This is a genomic window from Actinoplanes sp. NPDC049599 (genome assembly GCF_044465625.1).
Taxonomy (GTDB): Bacteria; Actinomycetota; Actinomycetes; order Mycobacteriales; family Micromonosporaceae; genus Actinoplanes.
Genome location: NZ_JBITLX010000005.1, coordinates 393,342 through 413,744, shown reverse-complemented (window position 1 = coordinate 413,744; position 20,403 = coordinate 393,342). Strand labels below are relative to the sequence as shown.

Genomic DNA, 20,403 nt, shown 5'->3' with positions numbered 1-20,403 from the left:
GATTCTGCGACACCTCGAATGGATCTTCCTCGGCGCAGGCGGCGACCGGCGCCGGTGGTACGCGCAGCCTGCCGGGATGGTCCGTTCGGGTGCCGCCGGTTCCGGAACTCGGGCGAGTTGTCCGGATGCCGCCGGGATTGCGGCTTGCCGGGCGAGAGCGCTCTCTTGACAGTTGGCCCCGGCTGTCGCTTGCTGTGACGAGCTTCATTGCAGCCCTGTTACGAAAGGACCTCCCCGCATGACGACACGCCCCTCCGGCGTTCGCCGTCTCGCCGGGCGCCGGTATCTCGCCGGCGCCCTGGCACTCGCTCTCACCCTCACGGCGACCGGCACGCTGACCGGGTCGGCAGCCGCCGCCACGCCGGGCCGGCCGGGCACGTCCGGGCCGAACCTCGGGGCCAACGTCACCGTCTTCGATCCGGCCACGCCGGTCGCGCAGATCCAGGCCACCCTGGACGCCGCATATGCCAAGCAGGTCGACAACGAGATGGGCACCGAGCGGTACGCCTTCCTCTTCAAGCCCGGCACGTACGGCACCGCGGACCAGCCGCTGCAGATCAAGGTCGGCTACTACACCGAGATCTCCGGGCTGGGCGCGTCCCCCTCCGACGTCGTCATCAACGGCAAGGTCGAGGTGTACAACCGCTGCCTGACCGAGGGTGGCACCGCCAACTGCCTCGCGCTGGTCAACTTCTGGCGCACGCTGTCCAACCTGTCGATCAACGTCAACGGCAAGGGCCAGGACGGCTGCCGGGGCTCGGCGAACTTCTGGGCCGTGTCGCAGGCCGTGTCGCTGCGCCGGCTCAACATCAGCGGCGGCAACCTGTCGCTGATGGACTACTGCACGGCGGGCCCGCAGTACGCCAGCGGCGGCTTCATCGCCGACTCGACCATGCCCGACGTGATCAACGGCTCGCAGCAGCAGTGGCTCACCCGGAACAGCAAGGTGAACAGCTGGTCCAACGCCGTGTGGAACCAGGTGTTCGCCGGGGTGGAGGGCGCGCCGTCCGAGTCGGCCTTCCCGGCCACTCCGTACACCACGCTGGAGAAGACCCCGGTCAGCCGGGAGAAGCCGTACCTGTTCACCGACGCCGCGGGCAGGTACAGCGTCCGGGTGCCGGCCGCGCAGCGCAACACCAGCGGCACTTCCTGGTCCGCCGGGCTCACCCCGGGCCGGACCATCCCGCTGGGCAACTTCTTCGTGGCCAAGCCGGGCGACCCGGTCCGGCTGATCAACGCCAACCTGGCGCTGGGCAAGAACCTGCTGCTCACCCCGGGCGTGTACGACATCGCCCAGAGCATCAAGGTCCGGCACCCCAACCAGGTGGTGCTCGGCATCGGGCACGCCACCCTGACCGCGGTCAACGGCGCGACGCCGCTGACGGTCGCGGACGTGCCGGGCGTGGTGGTCGCGGGCGTGACCATCGACGCCGGGACGAAGAAGTCGAAGAACCTGCTGAAGGTCGGCAACAAGAACGCCTTCGGCCACAGCTCGGCGAGCAACCCGACCACGCTGTCCGACGTGTACTTCCGCGTCGGCGGGCCGCACATCGGCAAGGTCGACGTGGCGCTCGAGGTCAACAGCGACGACGTGCTCATCGACCACACCTGGGTGTGGCGCGGCGACCACGGCGTCGAGGGCTTCACCGAGGGCGTGAACGGTGACACCCAGCGGTGGCGCACCAACACCGGCCGCAACGGCGCCGTGATCAACGGTGACGACGTGACCGCCACCGGCCTGTTCGTCGAGCACTTCCAGGAGTACAACACCATCTGGAACGGCGAGAACGGCACCACCGTGCTGTACCAGAACGAGCTGCCGTACGACCCGCCGACGCAGGCGGACTGGACGCAGCAGGACGGCACGCTCGGCTGGGCCGGTTACAAGGTCGGCGCCAAGGTCCGCAACCACAAGCTGTACGGGGCCGGCGTCTACGTCTTCAACCAGAACAACCCGGCGATCCACACCGAGAACGGCTTCGAGGTGCCGGACCGCCCGGGCGTCAAGCTGCACCACATCATGACGGTCAACCTCAGCGCCGGCGTCATCGACCACGTGGTCAACGGCGTGGGCGCGGCGGCGGACACCACCAAGATCGGCGTACCGGTCTACGTGACCGACTACCCGGCCGCCCCGTAACACCCGCATCACCCAGCGGCGAGGGCCGGATCCGTACGCGGGTCCGGCCCTCGCTCGTGCGCGGGGCTATATCCTGCGGTGGAGCCGGGAATCCCGCTGCGGCCGGATCCGCCGGGCCCGTCGTTCCCGCGAGACTTCCCGCATGCCGAATCTCGCACCGCCGCTGAGCCCGTACCACCGTCTCGGCCGGACCGCCGCCCACCGCTGGTGGCGTCCCGTCGCCGGCACCGCCCTGGTGATCGCCGGCAGTGTCCTGCTGGTCCTGCTCGGTCTCGGGCTCACCGCGCTCGCCGCGGCGCTCGCCGGGCGGCCGGTCAACGCCGACGGCATCCCGTCCTTCGGGCCGCTGGCCGACCTGGCCCTGGATTTCCTGCTGATCGCCACGCTGCTGCCGGCCGTCCTGGCCGCCGCCCGCTGGGTGCAGCGGCGCCCGGCCGGCACCCTGTCGTCGGTCGCCGGGCGGCTGCGGCTGCGCTGGCTGCTGACCTGCCTGCCGGTCGCGCTGGTCGCGATCGTGACGATGATCGGCGCCGGCCTGGCGGTCGCCGCCGCGACCGGCGAGGACCTCGGGCTCGGTGCCGGGCCGGCCGGTTGGCGGCCGTTCCTGCTGGGCAGCCTGGTGCTGCTGGCCGTGGTGCCGGTGCAGGCGGCCGCCGAGGAGTACCTGACCCGGGGCTGGCTGCTCCAGGCGGTCGGCGCGTTCTGCCGGGGGCCGTGGGTGCCGATCGGGGCGCAGGCGGTGGTGTTCGCCGCGCTGCACGGCTGGGGCACCCCGTGGGGCTTCGCCGACCTGGTCGTGTTCGGGATGGTCGCCGGCTGGCTGACGGTGCGCACCGGCGGGCTGGAGGCGGCGATCGCGCTGCACGTGCTCAACAACCTGATCGGCGGCGCGCTCAGCGCGGCCCACGGCGACCTGTTCGCGGACGAGACCGCGGCCGACATGCCCTGGCAGCTGGCGGTGGTGGACGTGCCGGTGCTGCTGGCGTACGCGGCGGTGATCGTGGTGCTGGCCCGGCGCCGGGGCCTGGCCACCCGCAGCGCCGCGGCCGATCCGGCCGGGCCGGTCGTGCTGCCGGCGCCGGCCCACCGGGAGCGGTTCGCTCAGAGAGTGTCGTCGCCCAGCTTGCCGCGCAGCGTCGCCAGCGCGCGGCTGATCAGCCGGGAGACGTGCATCTGCGAGATGCCGACCTGCTCGGCGATCTCGGTCTGGGTGAGGTTGCCGTAGAAGCGCAGCGTCAGGATCCGGCGTTCGCGGTCGTCGAGCGAGGCCAGCGCCGGGCCGAGCGCCAGCCGGGCCTCGGCCAGCGCGTACTCGTGGTCCTCGCCGCCCAGGGTCTCCCCCAGCTCGGTGGTCCCGTCGGCGCCCACCGGGGTGGACAGCGACGTGGCGTTGTACGCCCGCGCGCCCTCCAGGCCCTCCAGCACCTCCTCCTCGGTGATGCCGAGGTGGACGGCGATGTCGGCGACCGTCGGCGACCGGCCCAGGGTGTGTGCCAGGTCGTTGTTGGCGGCTGTGATGGCCAGCCGCAGCTCCTGCAGGCGCCGGGGCACCCGGATGGACCAGGTGCGGTCCCGGAAGTGCCGCTTGATCTCGCCGATGACGGTCGGGATCGCGTACCCGGCGAAGTCGGTGCCGAAGCCCGGATCGAACTTGTCCACCGCCTTGATCAGGCCGACGGTCGCCGTCTGGAGCAGGTCGTCCACCGGCTCGCCGCGGCCGGCGTACCGGTTCGCGAGGTGCCGGGCCAGCGGCAGCCAGGCCTCGATGGCCCGGTCCCGCATGGCCGGCCGGGACGGGTGCGCGGGCGGCATCGCCGCCATCGCGCACAGCAGCTCGTCCGCGTTGCCGGCGGTCCGCGTGCTGGTCAGCGGGTTGTCCTCAGTCGCACGCCGAGCGGTCTTCGTGTTCACGCGATCTCCCTGCAATAGTTGCCGTACCGCAATGGACTTTACCGGCGCCGGAGGTGCTCAAACCTCCTCGAAACCGGAAGTACCCTAAGGTGTCGGTCACCCCTCGACGCCGGTCGCGGAGTGTGCGGCGCCCACCGGCTTGGACTGCGGGGACCCGCGCTGACGCAGGTAGATGGCCAGGACCGCGATCGAGGCCACGGCGAGCAGCTCGGACTGCCAGTTCTGCAGCGTGCGGTTCCAGAAGTCCGGCTCGCCCAGGTACCGGGCCCAGGAGACGGGATCCTGGAGCTTGCCCAGCTGCTGCTCGTTGTAGGCGGCCACGCCGGCGACCGACTGGGCCAGCCAGGAGCCCAGGAAGATCAGGCCCATCACCAGGCCCAGCGAGTTGGAGTACAGGTGCCGCCGCCAGCCGCCGGCCCGGGCCCACTTCGGCGAGTCGGCGCCGGCGTACCGACCGACCTTCTGCTCCTGGTCGGACTCCAGGCCGGACTCGCCCAGCGACTTGGACTCCGGCGAGCCCTTCTGCAGCAGCCAGACGGTCATGAACGTGTAGAGGAAGAACTGCAGGTACTCGGACTGCCAGTTCTCGGCCACGTCGGCGCCGAAGCTCGCCGAGGTGAGGTAGCGGCCCAGCGAGACCTCGGGCAGTCCCTCGGTGAGCTGCATCCGGTTGAAGTCGGCGTGCCCGGCGGCGGCCTGGCCGGCCAGCACGACGAGGAACAGCAGCCCGAAGACCAGCCCGAGGGAGTTCTCCCGGAGGAAACGCTTCACCGGTGCAGCACCCCCAGCGCAACGATGGAGATCAGGCCGGCGCCGACCACGACCAGCAGCAGAACGAACAGCGCTCGCACGGCTCAGCTTCCCTTCAGCACACAGTCGTAGGGGCGCTCCGGACGCGGGGTGCAGCCCGCGGCGACCACCCGCCAGCCGCCCGGGAACGCCGCGAGGAACACCGTGTCGCCGGTGAGCCGGACCTGGGCCCATTGGCCGTACACGTCGGTGCCGGTGACCGCGCCGGCAGCGGGCAGGTCCGCCGCCAGGACGGCCTCGGGGCAGGGCCTGTCGCCCGCGTCGGCCACCTCCTCGGCGGTGTCGGGGGCGAGCAGCGCACAGGCCGTCTCGCCGTCCCGGGCCGCCACCGCGGTCAGGAACCGCACGCCGGCCTCCTCGGCCGCCCGGCTCCGGTCGCCGACCGTGGCACATCCCGCCAGCAGAACGCCGGTCACGCCGAGCAGCGCCACCGACCGAGATCGACTCCTGGACACGGCACCTCGTATTCCCACCGTCCCGGGCCTTCATGCCTGATCCCGGCCGGCGCGAAATGCGGGTGCGGGGCGGGCCCCCGCTGGCTACGTTGGCGGGATGTCCGTCGAAGCCGCCCGGGCCGCCGAGGTGCTCGCCCAGCTGTCCGTGCCGGTCCGCCTGCTGGCCCTGGCCGAGCTCGTCCGCCGGGGCAAGGAGGGCGCGTCGCTCGGCGAGCTGTCCTACGCCATGGACCTGCCGCTGCCCGAGGTCGGCGACGCCTGCGCCCGGCTGGTCGGCCTGGGGCTGGCGACCGGCACCGGCAACGGCTTCTACCGGGCCCGGCCCGAGGGCCTGCGCGACGCGGCCGCCGCGGTGGACCGGCTCCAGCCGATCACCGCGCTGCTCGCGGACTACCCTCAGCTGCGCGGCAACTTCTCGCACGGCCGGCTGACCGGCCTGCCGCCGACCCTGAGCGACCGCTACCAGCTGATCGGCGAGCTGATCGCCCGGTTCCTGGCCCTGGACGGCTTGTACGCCGAGGACGAGATCAACCGCAGGCTGGCGGCGATCACCGACGAGGTGGCCGGCACCCGCCGGATGCTGGTCGACACCGGCTGGCTGGAACGCGACCGGGCGGGCCGCACCTACGGCCCGGGACGGCCCCTGCCGGAGCCGGCCCGCACCGCCTGACGGGCGTGCCGAAGGCTACGGTGCGGGCGACAGGCACACCGCGGGCAGCAGGAACCAGCGCAGCTTCTCGAAGGCCGGCGGCAGGTCCAGGCCCGTCCCGTCGAGCGGCTCCTCCCGGTCGCGCATGAGCCGGCGGGCCTCGTCGAGGTAGCCGGCCAGCACCTCCTCGCCCAGCGTCGGCCGGGACGGCGGCATCGTGACGCTGCCGTCGGCGCCGAGCCGCAGGTCCGCCAGGCGCACCGGCAGGCGGGGCGCGGTGACGTGGCACCAGCGGCCGGTGCGCGGGTCGAAGCGGTAGTCGGTGAGCAGCCGGTGGCCGTCCCGGGCGATCAGCGCGACCGCCTCGGCGAGGTAGCCGGCCACCGTGTCGGAGATGAAGTAGTTGAGGTTGATCCGGGACCAGCCGGGCTTGATGCCCTCCCAGCCCGCGACGATCTCGGCGTGGAACTCACGGGAGTGCGCCTCGTCGATGCCGAGCAGCCGGTGCCCGTACGGGCCCGCGCACGAGCAGCCGCCCCGCGCCTGGATCCCGAACAGGTCGTTGAGCAGCGCCACCACGAAGTTGTGGTGCAGGTGCCGCTGCCCGGCCCGGATCTGAAACGAGACTATGGACAGCCGGTCGGCGGCCAGGTCGCCGAGCACCTCGATGCCGGGCTCGCCGGCCCAGCGGTCCAGGGTGCGCGACCACAGCGCGCGTTCCCGGGTGCCGATGGTGGCGGTGCCGACCGCGTCCTTGACCGCGAAGACCAGCCCGGCCCGGATGGACTCCACCACCGCCGGGGTGCCGCCCTCCTCCCGGGCCACCGGGTCGTCCAGATAGCGGTGGGTGACCGGGTCGACGAAGGCCACCGTGCCGCCGCCCGGCACCGTCGGCACCCGGTTGGTCAGCAGCGCGCGGCGCAGCACCAGCACGCCCGGGGTCTGCGGGCCGCCGACGAACTTGTGCGGGGAGAGGAACACCGCGTCCTTGTGGTCACCGTGGCCCGGCGCCGACTCGCGCATCCGGATCGGCAGGTACGGGCCGGCCGCCGCGTAGTCCCACACCGACAGTGCGTCGTGCTCGTGCAGCAGCCGGGCCACGGCGTCGGCGTCGGTCAGCAGCCCGGTGACGTTGGAGGCGGCCGAGAAGCTGCCGATCCGCAGCGGCCGGTCGGCGTGCACGAGCAGCAGCCGGCGCAGGTCGTCGAGGTCGATGTGCCCGTCCGGGCCGGCGCCGACGGTCACCACGTCGGCGATCGTCTCGCGCCACGGCAGCTCGTTGGAGTGGTGCTCGTACGGCCCCACGAACACCACCGGGCGGTCCTGCCACGGTATCGCCGCGGTGAGGTCGTACCGGTCGGCCAGGCTCTCCGGCAGCCGCAGCCCGAGGATCGCCACCAGCTTGTTGATCGCCGCCGTGGCCCCCGAGCCGCAGAACAGCACCACGTCGCCGGGGCCCGCGCCGACGCCGCGGTGGATGATCCCGCGGGCCTCCTCGCGCAGCGCGCCGGTCTGCAGGCCGGTCGCGGAGGCCTCGGTGTGGGTGTTGGCGTAGCGGGTCAGCACCTGCCGGCGGATGAAGTCCTCGACGAAGTCCAGCGCCTGACCCGACGCGGTGTAGTCGGCGTAGGTGAGCCGGCGGGGCCCGTACGGCCCGTCGAGCACCTCGCCCGCGCCGATCAGCCCCCGGCGGATCCGGTCCAGCAAGGTCATCTCCATCGCGGCCTCCCCCGCCCGGACCGGCGGCGGTGGCGGCCCGGGTCCTGCTCACCCCCGGTTCTACTGCACCGGCGCCACCGCGTCCACGCCCGGTCAGCAGGAGGGGTCGCCCGGGTGCGCCGCGGCCAGCCGCTCGGTGCCGTCGTCGCCCTCGACGGGGGCGCCGTGGTGCAGCCGGGCGTGCACCCGGTCGAGCAGGTCGCGCCGGGTGAAGGGCTTCTCGATGATGATGACGCCCGGCTGCAGGGTGCCGTTCTCGGTGAGGACCGGCTGGGCGTAGCCGGACATGTACAGCACCGGCAGCTCGGGGCGCAGCGCGCGGACCCGGGTGGCGACCTCGTTGCCCATCATGTTCGGCATGATCACGTCGGTGAGCAGCAGGTGGATCGGGGCCGGGTGGTGCTGGGCGAGGCGCAGGGCCGCGGCGCCGCCGTCCGCGGTGAGCACCTCGTAGCCGGCCCGGACCAGGATGCGGCTGGTCGCGATCCGCAGCGCCTCCTCGTCCTCCACCAGCAGGATCGTGGCCCCGGCCGCGGCCGGCGGGGACGTCGTGACCGGCCGCGCGGCCACCTCGGCCTCGTCGATCGCGGCGTCGCTGGCCGGCAGCACGATGGTGATGGTCGTGCCGATCCCGGCCTCGGAGTACAGCCGGACGTGGCCGCCGGCCGCGGAGGCGATGCCGTACACGGTGGCCAGTCCCAGGCCGGTGCCGGCGCCCTGCGGCTTGGTGGTGAAGAACGGCTCGAAGGCGCGGTCGGCGACCTCCGGCGGCATGCCGCTGCCGGTGTCGCTGACCCGGACCCGGACGTAGCGGCCCGGGGAGAGCTCCGTGCTGTCCGCGACGTCGTCCTCCTCCAGCTCGGTGTTGCTGGTGTCGATGGAGAGCGTGCCGCCGCCCGGCATCGCGTCCCGGGCGTTGACCGCGAGGTTGAGCAGGATCTGCTCGAACTGGCTGGGATCGACGCACACCGGCCAGAGGTTGCGGTCCAGCTCGGTGATCAGGTGGATGTGTTCGCCCAGCGTGCGGCGCAGCATCTGCTCCACGTCGCCGACCACGTGGTTGAGGCTGAGCACCTGGGCCTGGGTGATCTCGCGCCGGCCGAAGGCCAGCAACTGCTTGGTCAGCCGGGCCGCGCGCTCGGTGGCCCGGGCGATCTGGCCCAGGTCGGCCCGGGCCGCGGTCAGCTCCTCGGGGTCCGGTACGGGGGCTTCCAGGGTCTCGGTGAGCAGCTCGGTGTAGCTCGCGATCACCCCGAGGATGTTGTTGAAGTCGTGCGCCACCCCGCCGGCGAGCTGGCCGAGGCTCTCCAGCCGGCGGGTGTGCTGCAGCCGGCGCTCGGCGGCGTCCCGTTCGGCCTGCGCCGCCAGCCGCTCCCGCTCGGCCTGCGCCTGCAGCCGCTCGGTGACGTCGCGGACCGCGGCCGACACGATCACGCCCTGGTCGGTCTCCAGCGCGGACAGGCTGATCTCCGCCGGGAACTCGCTGCCGTCCTTGCGGACCGCGGCCAGCGCCATCCCGGCGCCCATCGGCCGCTGCTGCGGGTTGGCGAAGTAGTGCAGGCGGTGACCCGGGTGGGCGGCCCGGACCCGCTCGGGCACCAGGCAGTCCACGGACTGCCCGAGCAACTCGTCGCGCTGGTAGCCGAACAGCCGCTCGGTCTGCGCGTTGAGCAGGGCGATCTTCCCGTCGGCGGTGACCCCGATGATCGCATCCGGCGCGGCCTCCAGCAGGCCCCGGAACATCACCTCGGCCCGCCGCCGCTCGCTGGTGTCGCGCACGATGCAGGCCACGCCGGCCGGCCGGCCGGCGCCGTCGGTGATCAGCGAGGAGGTGAGCGACACCATGACCGGGGCGCCGTCCCGGGTGCAGTTGCGCACCTCCAGCTGGTCGATCCGCTCACCGCGGGCGGCCCGGGCCAGCAGCTCGGTCTCGAGCTCGCGTTCCTCGGGCGCGAAGAGCATGGCGGCGTTGCGGCCGAGCACCTCCTCGACGCGGTAGCCGTACAGCCGCTCGGCGGCGGCGTTCCAGCTGGTGATGACGCCGTCCAGGGACTTGCTCATGATCGCGTCGGCGGAGGACTCGACGATGATCGCGAGCCGCTGGCGGTCACCGAGCACGGCGGCGCGCTCAGCCAGGGCCGCGGCCTGGCTCGCCAGCTCCGCGTAGAGCTCGATGTCGTCGTCGGTGAACAGGGTCCGGTGCCGGTGCAGCAGGACCAGCACGCCGCCGGAGCCGGGCAGCGGCGCCGCGTCCACGAACCGGGTGCCGCTGAGCCGGGCCAGCTCGGCGGCGACCGGCGGCGGACCGGTCCAGCCCGCGAGCGCGTCGAGGGTCCCCGGGCCGGCGGTCAGGCCCTCGATGTCGGCCGTCCGGTAGCGCGGCTCGGCGGTCCCGAGGCCCGGATCGCTGATCAGCTGGACCGAATCCCCGGCGCCGGGCAGCAGAACGACCACGGCGTCGGCGCCGAGCACCTGCCGGGTGCCCTCGCAGTAGCGCCGCCAGATCCGCTCGGCGGGCTCGGTCGGCGGAGCGGCGAGCAGGCTCCGCATCAGGGCGTACGCCGTGCCCGCGGCCCAGGCGCGACGCAGCCGGCGCGGGGGCAGGAAGGCCAGCAGATACATCAGCGCCGAGACGACCGCGACCGATCGGGCCAGCACAGCCACGCCGGCGCCGGCGAACAGCAGCGTCGCGCCGAACAGCACCGTCCCGACGGCGGCGCACCAGAGCCGGATCCGGGCGGCGCCGCCCCGCCGCCGGCCGTCGACCGCCAGCAGTCCCGCGGCGACCGTCTCCACCACGAAGAACAAGGTCACCGCGACCCACACCACCGGGCCGGGCAACGGCCGCGGCAGCACCAGCACCGGCACCGCGCCCGCGACCCAGCCGGCCAGCGCGCCCCGGATCACCCACGCCGGCACCGGGCGCAACCGGCTCACCAGCCGCACCGTGAAGAACGGCTGGCCCAGCAGCAGCGCGCTGACCAGCCCGGCGACCGGCCAGGGCGGCGAGCCGAAGAACAGTCGGAGCACGCCCAGGACGAACAGCATCGCCACCGACCCGAAGATCAGCATGACGTCGCGCAGCAGCGGGTCCCGCCGGCGCCGGTACTCCACCGCGGCCCAGACGAAGATCAGCAGGAACAGCGCCGTGACCGCCAGAATCGCCATCAGAGCGCCCGCACCGTCGAAACCCCGTCACGCATCCCCTCATCGTCGACGATTCCGGGTCAAAATGGAGCGAATTTCGGCCAACGCACCCGGCAGCCGGCCGCCGGTGCATCCGTGCGGGCGCCGGCGCCCGAAGCCCCTTCGCACGGCTACCGCGACGACAGAGGGGGTCAACACGTGTCGGTCACCCCGGACACCGCACCTGAGCAGGGACGACAGAGCGTTCAGGAGATCACCGACGGCCTCCGGTCGGCGGTCTGGGACCTGGCGTACGCCGGCGAGGTGCCGGCCGAGCAGGCCCTGCAGCTCCACCACGCGGCGCAGCTGATGCTGTCGGCCAGCGAACAGCTCGTCCGGGCCGCCGTCGCGGCCACGGCGGGCGCGGCCGTACGGCGGGAGCAGGTCAGCCCGCGCTGAGCTCGAAGTCCCAGAAGATCACCGCGGGCGCGTCGTGCCAAGCGGCCGCCGACGCCGCCGGCACGAGGCCCACCAGCGACCACGGCCAGCTGTCCCAGGGCCCGGGTTCGATCTCCGCCGGCGCCGCCCCGGCCGGCACCTCGCCGCCGGCGCGTCCGGGCTCCTCGCACCGCCGTACCCGCAGACCCAGCGGCAGCGCCGCGGCCAGGTAGTCGGCCGCGTGATGGCGGTACGCGGGCAGCAGTCCCGGCTCCCCCGCGGCGGAGCGCATCCGGGGCACCGAGCCCAGCGCCACCGTCTCGTGGTGCACGTCGGTGATCAGCAGCCGGCCGCCGGGGCGCAGCACCCGGGCGAACTCGGCGAAGGCCGGCCCGAGCTCGCCCAGGTGGACCAGGGCCAGCGCGCACACGACGAGGTCGACGTGGCCGTCCGGCACCGGCAGCCGGTGCAGCTCGCCCAGCCGGAACTCCGCGCCGGGCACCCGGGCGCGGGCCCGCTGGAGCATCTCCGGCGAGCTGTCCACGCCGATCGTCCGGTGGCCCCGGCCCGCCAGGTACGCGGCGTGCCGGCCGGTGCCGCAGGCGGCGTCCAGCGCGACGCCGGCCGGCAGCAGGTCGACGGTGCCGTGCACGAGCGGCTCCTCGAACGCGAACAGCCCGTTGCCCGGCTCGTCGTAGGTCCGCGACCAGGCCCGGTAGCCGGCCACCGTGCCGACCCGGGCCGCCGTCACGCCGGGGCCGGTCAGCTCCGGGCTGTCCAGCAGCCGGCGGATCTCGGCGATCCGGGCCTCGGCGAACTCCCGGTCTCGCTCCCCCGCGAACGCCCGCAGCAGGGCGACGCCCTCCAGGCCGAGCAGGTACATCAGGGGGTGCTGGTAGACCATGGCCGGGACGCTAACCGACCCCGCCGGGGGCGGCCAGCGGATTACCACCCGGCCGGTCCGGCGGGCCGCCGACGTGACCGGATCGTGCTGTGCGTCCGGGGTGCGATGTCATACCTCCGTGCTAGACATGCTGCTTGTGACTACTCCGATCCACGAGATCAGCACCGAGCTGGGGCCCGGCGGAGTGCTGACCGTGTGCCTGGCCGGTGACTTCGACATGAGCGTGGCCGGCGAGCTGAGCGACGCCCTGGTGCGCGCCGCCCGGGCGCCGGGCGTGCACCGGGTGGTGGTGGATCTGCGGCACACCGCGTTCCTGGACTCGCACGGCATCGCCGGGCTGCTGGCGGGCTTCGAGGCGGCGCGCCGGGAGGGCCGGGGGTTCCGCGTGACCAACGCCGCGGGCATGGTGCGCCAGGTCCTCGAGATCACCGGCCTGGCCGAGGTGTTCGCGGGCTGACCGGGCTCACCCGCCGGCGCCGTCCGCGCGGGTGGGAAAGGACGCCCAGATGTGCTTGGTCCGGTCGGTGCGATACCAGCACATCTCGCGCGACAGGGTGCGGGCGATGTGCAGGCCCCGGCCGCCGACGCCGTCGTGGCCGACGTGGGCGAGCTGGGGTGTCCCGGCCGGGTCGTGGTCCGCCACGTCGAGCAGGAACTCACCGGCGCCGCGCAGCAGCACGACAACCGCCGGCGGCGAGCCGTGCCGCAGGGCGTTGCTGGCCAGCTCGGTGGCCACCAGGATCACCCGGTCCCCGGTCTCGGCCGGCTCCGCCGGGCCGACCAGCCCGTACGCGGTCAGCGCGGCACTCAGCCCCACCCGCATCGGCCGCAGGTCCGTGCCGCTCGAGAGCAGCCAGCGCTCCAGCTCCACGGCCTGGGCGGGCGGCAGCGCGGTCCGCAACAGACTCATGGGGTCGCTCATTGCCCTCCCGGATCTTGAGGAAACCTTAGCGACGATTCGCCGTGGTCGATACCGGGGGTTGATCTTCCCGGGGCGGCGGCCCCGGCGCGCGGTCAGGACAGGACGCGCACGGCGAGGGTGCAGGTGTCGTCGTCCGGGCCGGCGGCCGGCAGCAGGTCCCGCAGGCGCTTGAGCGTCAGGTCTCCGGTCTCGCCCGACACCTCGGACATGGTCCGCATGACCTCGTCCAGCAGCCCCGCGTCGCCGGGGTCGCGCCGCTCCACCAGCCCGTCGGTGTAGAACAGCACCAGGTCGTCCGGGCACAGCGGCACGCTGACGACCGGATAGCGGGACCGGTCGGCCGCGCCGAGCAGCACCCCGGGCGGCAGCGCCAGTTCGCCGGTGCGCCCGGCCCGGGTCAGCAGCGGGGCCATGTGGCCGCCGCGGGCCCAGGAGAGCACCCGGGTCGCCGGGTCGTAGGCCGCGATCACCGCGGTGCCGGTGACGGCGAGCTGGCGGCTCAGCCGGTTCAGGTTCGCGACCAGCTCGCCCGGGTCGCTGATCCCCACCGACAGCCAGGCCACCAGCGCGAACCGCAGGTGGGCCATGCCGCTGGCGGCCCCCAGCCCGTGCCCGGCGACGTCGCCGATGGCCAGCAGCGACTGCCCGCCGGGCAGGGCCTGCGCGTGATACCAGTCGCCGCCGACCTGCACCGCGCGCTCGGCCGGCAGGTAGCTGACCGCGGCCTGCAGGCCGGGCAGCGGGAACGGGTCCCGGGGCACCGGCTGGATGAGATTCTGCAGCTGACCGGCGAGCCGGTGCTCGGCCAGCGCGGTGATCTCCCGGCTCCGCAGCCGGTCGCCCAGCCGCTCGATCTCGCTCCGCGAGTCCACCCGGGCGGTGACGTCCTGCACCACCGCGCAGATCTTCATCGGCACCCCGTCCGCGTCCCGCGCCACGTCGGACAGGATGCGCAGATACTTGACCCGCCCGGCCGGCTGGAAACGGACCGTCACGTCCGAGGTGGCGCCGCTGTCCAGGGTCTGCCAGGCCGCCTCGCTGAGCCCCTCGTCGGCGGGGACCAGCATCGCCGCCTGCTCGGTGCGGGACAGCGGGCCCAGCGCGGGATCCCGGTCGAAGATCCGGTACATGCCCGGCGACCACCTGCTGCGCGCGGTGCGCAGGTCGTACTCGGCCCAGCCGAGCTGGCCCAGCAGCTCGGTGCGCTGCAGCCGCCGGTGGTCCTCGTCGAGGCGCTGCCACCAGACCAGCAGGCCGCCCCGCAGCGGGTGCACGCTGACGTCGAACAACGCCTCGGGATCGGTGGGGTTCTGCTGGTACTGGAACCGGTGCAGCTCGCCGGGCTCGCCGGTGGCCAGGACCTGCTCGTAGATCCGCCACAACGGCCCGCCGGCGACGCTCGGGTACAGCGCGGTGAGCAGCGCACCGACCCGGCTGGTGCCCCGGCCGTGGACGTCGCTCTGCAGGCCGCTGACCGCGGCGATCCGGAAGTCGGCGACGTGCCCGGCGGCGTCCCGCTCCGGCAGCAACCAGGAACAGCCGGCCGGGGCCACGGCGAGCACCTCCCGCACCACGGTGACCGCGTCGGCCGGCGCACCCTCAGTCACCATGCCCAGCAGCCTAACGGTCGACACGGGCGGGGTAACCCACCGATCGCGGGACGGCCGGCGGCGCGTCCCGCGGCCCGCCCGGGTCCACTGTGACCGCCGGTCAGGCCGGGGGCAGCCGGTAGACCCGGGTGGCGGTGCCGGCCAGGACCTGCTCACGGTGCGCCGGCGGATGCCCGGCGAGCGCCTCGAGCACCACGGCCACCCAGTGGTCGTAGCGGGAGGTCAGGGTGGCGACCGGCCAGTCACCGCCGAACAGGCAGCGGTCCGGGCCGAACTCGGCCAGCGCGTGCCGCAGGTACGGAAGCAGGTCGGCGGGCTCGCCACGGCCCGGACCGGCCTCGGTGGTGAGCCCGGACAGCTTGCACACGACGTTGGGGTGCCCGGCGAGCCGGCGCAGGTGCTCGCGCCAGGGGTCGAGGCCGCCGTCGCGCACCGGCGGCTTGCCCAGGTGATCGAGGACGAAGGTCACCTGGGGCACCCGGGCGACCAGCTCGGTGATCTCGGGCAGCTGGGCGTGCCGGACACACAGGTCGGCGGTGAAGCCGTGCCCGGCGAGCAACCGGACACCGTCGAGGTGGCCGGGGCCGGTGGCGAAGCCGGGTGGCTCGTCCTGGACGTTGCGGCGTACCCCGCGCACCAGCGGGATCGCGGCGAGCCGGCGCAGGTCCGCCGCGACCTCCCCGCCGCGTTCGAGGTCCGCGTGCGCGACCGCGCCGCGCAGTGCCGGCAGGCCGGCCGCGAACCGCTCGACCCAGCGGATCTCGTCGACGGCCTGCGCCGGGGCGCGGCCGGCCTCGACGAAGACCGCGCCGGTGAGCCGGTGACCGCCGGTGTCCAGCTCGGCCGGCCCGAACGGCCGGTCCAGGGCGGGCAGGCCGGCCAGCCAGGGATACCGGAACCGGCGCGGGTCCCACAGGTGCAGGTGGGCGTCGACGAGCGCGGTCACGGCCGGTTGTTCTCCGGCCGGCCGCTGGGCCAGGTGCGGTTCCGCGCCGGCGCGAGCACCCGGTCCACCTCGGCGAGCAGGTCCGGGTCGGGAGGGCCGAGCGCCCCGCGGACGTTGGCGCGGACCTGTTCTTCGTCGGGCATGCCGACGAAGGTGGTCGCCACCCCCGGGTAGCCGACGGCGAACCGCAGCGCCAGCTCCTCCAGGGTGGTGCCGCGCCGCGCGCACACCTCGGCGGCCGCCGCGCAGCACCGCAGCACCTCGGCGGGCGCCGGATGCCAGGGCGGGGCGCCGCGGGCGGTGAGCGCGCCCATGGCCAGCGGCGAGGCGTTGAGGACCGCTACGCCCCGCTCGGCGAACATCGGCGCCCAGTCCGCCAGGGACCGGTCGAGCAGGGTGTAGTGGCAGTAGGACAGCACGGTGTCCAGCTCGGCGCGGGCGGCCACCGAGGCGAGCGCGGCCAGCGGGTAGCCGGTGACACCGAGGTGGCGGATCTTGCCGGCCTCCCGCAGGCCGGCCAGCGCGGGCAGGGTCTCGTCGACGACCTGGGTGAGGTCGCCGAACTCGATGTCGTGCACCTGGACCAGGTCGAGGTGCCCGGTGCCGAGCCGGGCCAGGCTCTCGTCGACGCTGCGGCGGACCCGGGCGGCGCCGAAGTCGAAGTCGTCGAGGCCGTACCGGCCCACCTTGGTCGCCAGCGTGTACGCGTCCCGGTCGACGCCGGCGAGGGCCCGACCGAGGACGGTCTCCGCCCGGGTCCGGCCGTAGTACGGCGACACGTCGATGACCGTGACGCCGAGGTCGAGCGCGGCCCGGACGGACCTGATCCCGGTCGCCGGATCGACCTGGCCGTAGACGTCGCCCAGCGGCGCGGCGCCGTAGCCGAGCACCGAGACGCGCAGGTCCGTGCCCTCGATCGGCCGGTACTCCATCAGCCGCGGACATCGATCAGCATCAGCGGATGGTGGCACGCGAAAACCGCTGCCGTAAAGGGCGGCCCGGTTGCCGGGACGGCCCGCACGCCGGGGTGCCGGCCGGACGGCATCTCCCGGGACGCCGAGCAGGTGACCGGCGCGGCGCCCGGAGCCTTATCCTCCCGGTAGCGGCTGCTCGGCCGCGATGACGGACAAGGAGGTCGCCCGTGGCGCTCACCGACGAGGCGATCTCCAAGATCAGGGATCTGATCCAGTCAGAACAGCTCGCCCCCGGCGACCGGCTGCCGCCGGAGCCGCAGCTCAGCGCCCAGCTCGGGCTGTCGCGCAGCGGTCTGCGCGAGGCCGTCAAGGCCCTGGAGCTGGCCCGGGTCGTCGACGTGCGCCGCGGTGACGGCACCTACGTCACCAGCCTGGCGCCGCGGCTGCTGCTGGAGGGCTTCGGCCTCGCGGTCGACCTGCTGCGCGACGACAGCCTGCCGCAGATCATGGAGGTCCGCCGGCTGCTGGAGCCGGCCGCGACCGGCCTGGCCGCGAGCCGCATCTCGGCGCCGCAGCTGGCCGAGCTGGCCGGGCTGCTGGACCGGATGCGGGCGGCCGCCGACGACGCGGAGCTGCTGCTGCGCTACGACGCCGAGTTCCATCACGTCATCGCCGCGGCCACCGCCAACGAGTCGCTGGTGTCGCTGCTGGACGGGCTCGGCGGGCGCACGCTGCGGGCCCGGCTCTGGCGCGGCGCCTCCGACCGCGCGGTGCCGGCCCGGACGGTCGCCGAGCACGAGCAGATCTACCAGGCGCTGCGCGCGGGCGACCCGGTGCTGGCCCAGGCGGCCGCGCTGGTGCACCTCAACACGTCCGAGTCGTGGCTGCGCTCGCTGCTGCCCGCGCCGTCCGAGCCCGGCACCACCGCACCGCCGGCATAAGCGCAGGGACCGGGCCCCGGAGAATCGCCGGGTGATTCACCGGAATGGATGTCTTGTCGATATCGGCCGCCGCGGCTTTCCGATCCGCCGGCCGCCGGCGGCCGGCCCGGAGGGCATCGACCGGGGGCCATTCCAGACATCTGACGATGTAAGGGTTGCGAAGTTCGCCCGAAGGCCGGAGCATATCCGCGTCGGCCACCGCGGTCCCCCGCGATCCGGCCCGATTCTCAGCGAACGGAAGCGCATGACCTCTGAGGACGACGCCCGCACCCGGCTACGGGTGGGCGGGTGGTTACCGCCGTACCAGGCATTTCCGCCCGCCGACAGCCCCCTGACTCGAACGAGTGTTTACCGTTCACAATCCTCGCCGGATATCGATACATCTTATGAATTAAGTGCCGGCTCGAAGAACGACCGCCGGGGCACCTCGTTGGTCTTCTGTGCCGCCGTGGCGGGCCTGCTGGTGATCGGGATCGCCGCCCTGCAGATCGGCGGGGAACCGGCGACACCGGCCGCGAACAGCGAATGGCAGCTGCCGGCCGCTCCGATCCTGCCGCCGCCGTTCTACCCGACGCCGCTCTACCCGACGCCGTCGTCCGGCTCCCCGGCGACCTCCGGCGTCTCCGGGCCCGTCCGGACCAGGTCCGAGGTGCCACGGGAGCCGGCCCGCCACGCGCGGGTCACCGCCTCCCCCACCCGCCGGCCCACCTCGCCGCCGCCCGCCACGCCGGCCCTGCGGGCCGGGGCCACGATCGGCCTCGAGCTCGCCGGCGCGCCGGGCTACCGGGTGCGGCACCGCGACTTCCGGGGCCGGGCCGACCGCATCGGCCCGGAGAGCACGGCACTGTCCCGCGCGGACTCGCGCCTGATCGTCCGGCGTGGACTGGCCGACCCGGAGTGTGTGTCGTTCGAGGCGGCCAACTACCCGGGCTGGTTCCTGCGGCACCGGAACTTCGAGATCCGGCTGGACCGGGCGGAGCGGAGCCGGCTGTTCGCCGAGGACGCCACCTTCTGCCCGCGCGGCGGCAGCCGCGCCGGCGTCGTCGCGCTGCGCTCGCACAACTACCCGGACAGGTTCCTGACCGAGAGCCGCTCGCTGCTGCGGCTCACCCCGGCGACGACCGGCACGGCGACCCAGTTCGTCGTCCGCTCCCCGCTCTGATCACCCGCCCGCGCGGCCCGCGGGCGGGAGAGGAATGAGGCAATGCCCCCACCCACCGACGGCGCACCGTCGAGCAGCCTGCAGGCCATCGCGATGTGGGCGGAGCGGGTGCACGGCGCCGGGGACCCCCGGCGGATCTGGGTGCCGCTCGACGACGACCTGCGGATGACCATCGCGCAGAGCTTCCTGCTGGGGATGAACGAGCGGCCTGACGACGCCCGGGCCGCGGCGCTCGCCGCCCGCGACTCCGCCGACCCCTGGTTCCCCGACATGCTGCAACGCTGCGCGCGGCACTGGCGCCGGTTCTACGCGTTCCTCGCCGCCGGGATGCCGACGGCGAGCCGCTCGCAGCCGGTCGGCGCCGACATGGAGCTCACCGTGGTGCCCACCCTGGCCCACTCGGGCGCGCCCGACCGTGGCCCGGCGGCCACCAGCCAGGCGTTCATCACCCGGCGCAGCGCCGACCACGGCTGGGTGATCGCGGCATTGAGCCACAAGCTCCCGGTGCCGGGCTGGCCGCCGACCGAGTGGATCATCCCGAACCTGCGCAAGCGCCGGCCCTGACCGGCCCGGCGCCCGCGACATGGCTCTCATGTCTTTGACCTCCGCCCGGCGGGCGCACACGATGGCGCAGTGACGAGAACTCCCTCCGACCGGCCGGCCCGGCGGCGACGCGAGCCCTCGCTGAGCATCCGTGACGTCGCGGCCGCCGCCGGAGTGTCCTACCAGACCGTCTCGCGGGTGCTCAACGAGTCGCCGAGCGTCAGCCCGGCCACCCGCCGCGCGGTGCTGGAGGTGATCGGCCGGCTCGGCTACCGGCCCAACCGCGCGGCCCGGGCGCTGGGCGCCGGGCGGGCCGGCGCGGTCACGGTCGTGACCACCAACACGACCCTCTACGGGTACGCCGCGACCCTCCAGGGCATCGAGGAGGCCGCGCGGCTGGCCGGGCTGGCGGTGGGCGTGCGGGTGGTGGAGTCGGGGCGGGCCGCGGACGTCCGGCACGCCGTCGAGTACGTCAGCGATCCCAGCGCCGGCCGGGTCATCGTGGTGGCGTTCGACGACGCCGGCGCCAAGGTGCTGCGGGCGCTGCCCGCGGAGGTGCCGGCCCTCGCCGTGACCGAGGCCGGCGGGGTCACCGGCAGCACCCGCCCGATGATCTACCTGGACGAACGGCCGGCGGCCGGCGCGGCCACCGAGCATCTTTTGGGCCTGGGCCACCGGACGGTGCAGCACGTCAGCATCCCGTCCGAGACCGGCACCGGCGCCCGGCAGACCGGCTGGCGGGACGCCCTGGTGGCGGCCGGCGCCCCGGTGCCCGAGGTGGTCGCCGGCGGCTGGGATCCCCGGTCGGCGTACCTGGCCGGGCGGCGGCTGGCGGCGGATCCGCAGGTCACCGCGATCCTGTGCGGCAACGACGACACCGCCCTGGCGGTGCGCCGGGCGCTGCACGAGGCGGGCCGGGACGTGCCCGGCGACGTCAGCATCGTGGGCTTCGACGACGTGCCCGGGGCGGCCTACTGGACGCCGGCGCTGACCACCGTACGGATGGATTTTGTCGCCCTCGGGCAGGCGTGCCTGGCCACGCCGGCCGGGTCGCATCCCGAGCTGCCCGCCCCGCACCTGGTGGTCCGGGAGTCGACGGCGGCCCCGCGGCGGCGGTAGGACATCCGCTCGTAACAGAACGGTAACGGCCTCTTCCGGCCGTCGATGTGACCGGTCACACTCACTGCTATGTATGTGACCGGTCACACATCGA

At 74.1% G+C, this 20,403-nt stretch carries 18 protein-coding genes and 1 pseudogene; 9 read left to right on the top strand and 10 right to left on the bottom strand.

Going from position 1 to position 20,403, the window contains the following annotated elements:
- Positions 1 to 238 precede the first annotated feature (238 nt).
- Complete coding sequence (locus ACIBQZ_RS12800) at positions 239 to 2,140, top strand: adenylyl cyclase (RefSeq protein WP_396088735.1); 1,902 nt, start codon at positions 239 to 241, stop codon at positions 2,138 to 2,140.
- A gap of 142 nt (positions 2,141 to 2,282) precedes the next feature.
- A pseudogene (locus tag ACIBQZ_RS12795) lies at positions 2,283 to 3,011 on the top strand (lysostaphin resistance A-like protein); the annotation flags it as partial.
- Positions 3,012 to 3,241: 230 nt separating this feature from the next.
- Here the strand turns inward: ACIBQZ_RS12795 and ACIBQZ_RS12790 are convergent.
- The 3 genes from ACIBQZ_RS12790 to ACIBQZ_RS12780 all read right to left on the bottom strand — a co-directional run bounded on the left by ACIBQZ_RS12790 (position 3,242) and on the right by ACIBQZ_RS12780 (position 5,316).
- Positions 3,242 to 3,961 carry a SigB/SigF/SigG family RNA polymerase sigma factor gene (locus ACIBQZ_RS12790; protein ID WP_396088759.1) on the bottom strand — a complete coding sequence of 240 codons (720 nt, stop codon included), beginning with the start codon at positions 3,959 to 3,961 and terminating at the stop codon, positions 3,242 to 3,244.
- Positions 3,962 to 4,147: 186 nt separating this feature from the next.
- Positions 4,148 to 4,822, bottom strand: a complete 675-nt coding sequence (locus tag ACIBQZ_RS12785; protein ID WP_396088734.1) for a DUF6766 family protein — start codon at positions 4,820 to 4,822, stop codon at positions 4,148 to 4,150.
- 83 nt (positions 4,823 to 4,905) lie between these two features.
- A complete protein-coding gene (locus tag ACIBQZ_RS12780; protein WP_396088733.1) occupies positions 4,906 to 5,316 on the bottom strand; it encodes a hypothetical protein in 411 nt (136 codons plus the stop codon).
- 97 nt (positions 5,317 to 5,413) lie between these two features.
- Between ACIBQZ_RS12780 and ACIBQZ_RS12775 the strand changes: the two genes are divergently transcribed.
- Complete coding sequence (locus ACIBQZ_RS12775; RefSeq protein ID WP_396088732.1) at positions 5,414 to 5,986, top strand: DUF2087 domain-containing protein; 573 nt, start codon at positions 5,414 to 5,416, stop codon at positions 5,984 to 5,986.
- Between the two features lie 15 nt (positions 5,987 to 6,001).
- Here ACIBQZ_RS12775 and ACIBQZ_RS12770 read toward each other — a convergent pair whose 3' ends face one another.
- Entirely contained in the window at positions 6,002 to 7,684 is a 1,683-nt protein-coding gene (locus ACIBQZ_RS12770) for an aminotransferase class V-fold PLP-dependent enzyme (protein WP_396088731.1), read from the bottom strand.
- Between the two features lie 93 nt (positions 7,685 to 7,777).
- Positions 7,778 to 10,852 (bottom strand): PAS domain S-box protein, encoded by a 3,075-nt coding sequence (locus ACIBQZ_RS12765; RefSeq protein WP_396088730.1) that lies wholly within the window; start codon positions 10,850 to 10,852, stop codon positions 7,778 to 7,780.
- Between the two features lie 177 nt (positions 10,853 to 11,029).
- Here ACIBQZ_RS12765 and ACIBQZ_RS12760 point away from each other — a divergent pair, with 177 nt between their 5' ends.
- Positions 11,030 to 11,269, top strand: a complete 240-nt coding sequence (locus tag ACIBQZ_RS12760) for a hypothetical protein (RefSeq protein ID WP_396088729.1) — start codon at positions 11,030 to 11,032, stop codon at positions 11,267 to 11,269.
- On the opposite strand, the gene ACIBQZ_RS12755 is transcribed toward ACIBQZ_RS12760, so the two are convergent.
- Positions 11,256 to 12,152: a methyltransferase domain-containing protein gene (locus tag ACIBQZ_RS12755; RefSeq protein ID WP_396088728.1), complete on the bottom strand. Its 897-nt coding sequence runs from the start codon at positions 12,150 to 12,152 to the stop codon at positions 11,256 to 11,258. The two genes, ACIBQZ_RS12760 and ACIBQZ_RS12755, sit on opposite strands and share 14 nt — an antisense overlap.
- Before the next feature lie 136 nt (positions 12,153 to 12,288).
- On the opposite strand from ACIBQZ_RS12755, the gene ACIBQZ_RS12750 reads away from it, so the two are divergent.
- Positions 12,289 to 12,609 (top strand): STAS domain-containing protein, encoded by a 321-nt coding sequence (locus ACIBQZ_RS12750; RefSeq protein ID WP_396088727.1) that lies wholly within the window; start codon positions 12,289 to 12,291, stop codon positions 12,607 to 12,609.
- Between the two features lie 6 nt (positions 12,610 to 12,615).
- Here ACIBQZ_RS12750 and ACIBQZ_RS12745 read toward each other — a convergent pair whose 3' ends face one another.
- From ACIBQZ_RS12745 to ACIBQZ_RS12730, 4 genes are all read right to left on the bottom strand, one after another.
- Complete coding sequence (locus ACIBQZ_RS12745; RefSeq protein WP_396088726.1) at positions 12,616 to 13,062, bottom strand: ATP-binding protein; 447 nt, start codon at positions 13,060 to 13,062, stop codon at positions 12,616 to 12,618.
- Positions 13,063 to 13,166: 104 nt separating this feature from the next.
- Entirely contained in the window at positions 13,167 to 14,684 is a 1,518-nt protein-coding gene (locus tag ACIBQZ_RS12740; RefSeq protein WP_396088725.1) for a PP2C family protein-serine/threonine phosphatase, read from the bottom strand.
- Between the two features lie 100 nt (positions 14,685 to 14,784).
- Positions 14,785 to 15,630: an amidohydrolase family protein gene (locus tag ACIBQZ_RS12735; protein WP_396088724.1), complete on the bottom strand. Its 846-nt coding sequence runs from the start codon at positions 15,628 to 15,630 to the stop codon at positions 14,785 to 14,787.
- The gene (locus tag ACIBQZ_RS12730) at positions 15,627 to 16,562 is read right to left on the bottom strand and encodes an aldo/keto reductase (RefSeq protein WP_396088723.1); all 936 of its coding nucleotides are present in this window, start codon (positions 16,560 to 16,562) and stop codon (positions 15,627 to 15,629) included. The genes ACIBQZ_RS12735 and ACIBQZ_RS12730 overlap by 4 nt, the downstream gene beginning before the upstream one ends.
- Positions 16,563 to 16,771: 209 nt before the next feature.
- Between ACIBQZ_RS12730 and ACIBQZ_RS12725 the strand changes: the two genes are divergently transcribed.
- The 4 genes from ACIBQZ_RS12725 to ACIBQZ_RS12710 all read left to right on the top strand — a co-directional run bounded on the left by ACIBQZ_RS12725 (position 16,772) and on the right by ACIBQZ_RS12710 (position 20,309).
- A complete protein-coding gene (locus ACIBQZ_RS12725; protein ID WP_396088722.1) occupies positions 16,772 to 17,485 on the top strand; it encodes a FadR/GntR family transcriptional regulator in 714 nt (237 codons plus the stop codon).
- Between the two features lie 448 nt (positions 17,486 to 17,933).
- Entirely contained in the window at positions 17,934 to 18,647 is a 714-nt protein-coding gene (locus ACIBQZ_RS12720) for an AbfB domain-containing protein (protein WP_396088721.1), read from the top strand.
- 42 nt (positions 18,648 to 18,689) lie between these two features.
- Positions 18,690 to 19,211, top strand: coding sequence for a hypothetical protein (locus tag ACIBQZ_RS12715; protein WP_396088720.1), 522 nt, complete (start codon positions 18,690 to 18,692; stop codon positions 19,209 to 19,211).
- A gap of 69 nt (positions 19,212 to 19,280) precedes the next feature.
- Positions 19,281 to 20,309: a substrate-binding domain-containing protein gene (locus tag ACIBQZ_RS12710; RefSeq protein ID WP_396088719.1), complete on the top strand. Its 1,029-nt coding sequence runs from the start codon at positions 19,281 to 19,283 to the stop codon at positions 20,307 to 20,309.
- The last annotated feature ends 94 nt before the right edge of the window (positions 20,310 to 20,403 follow it).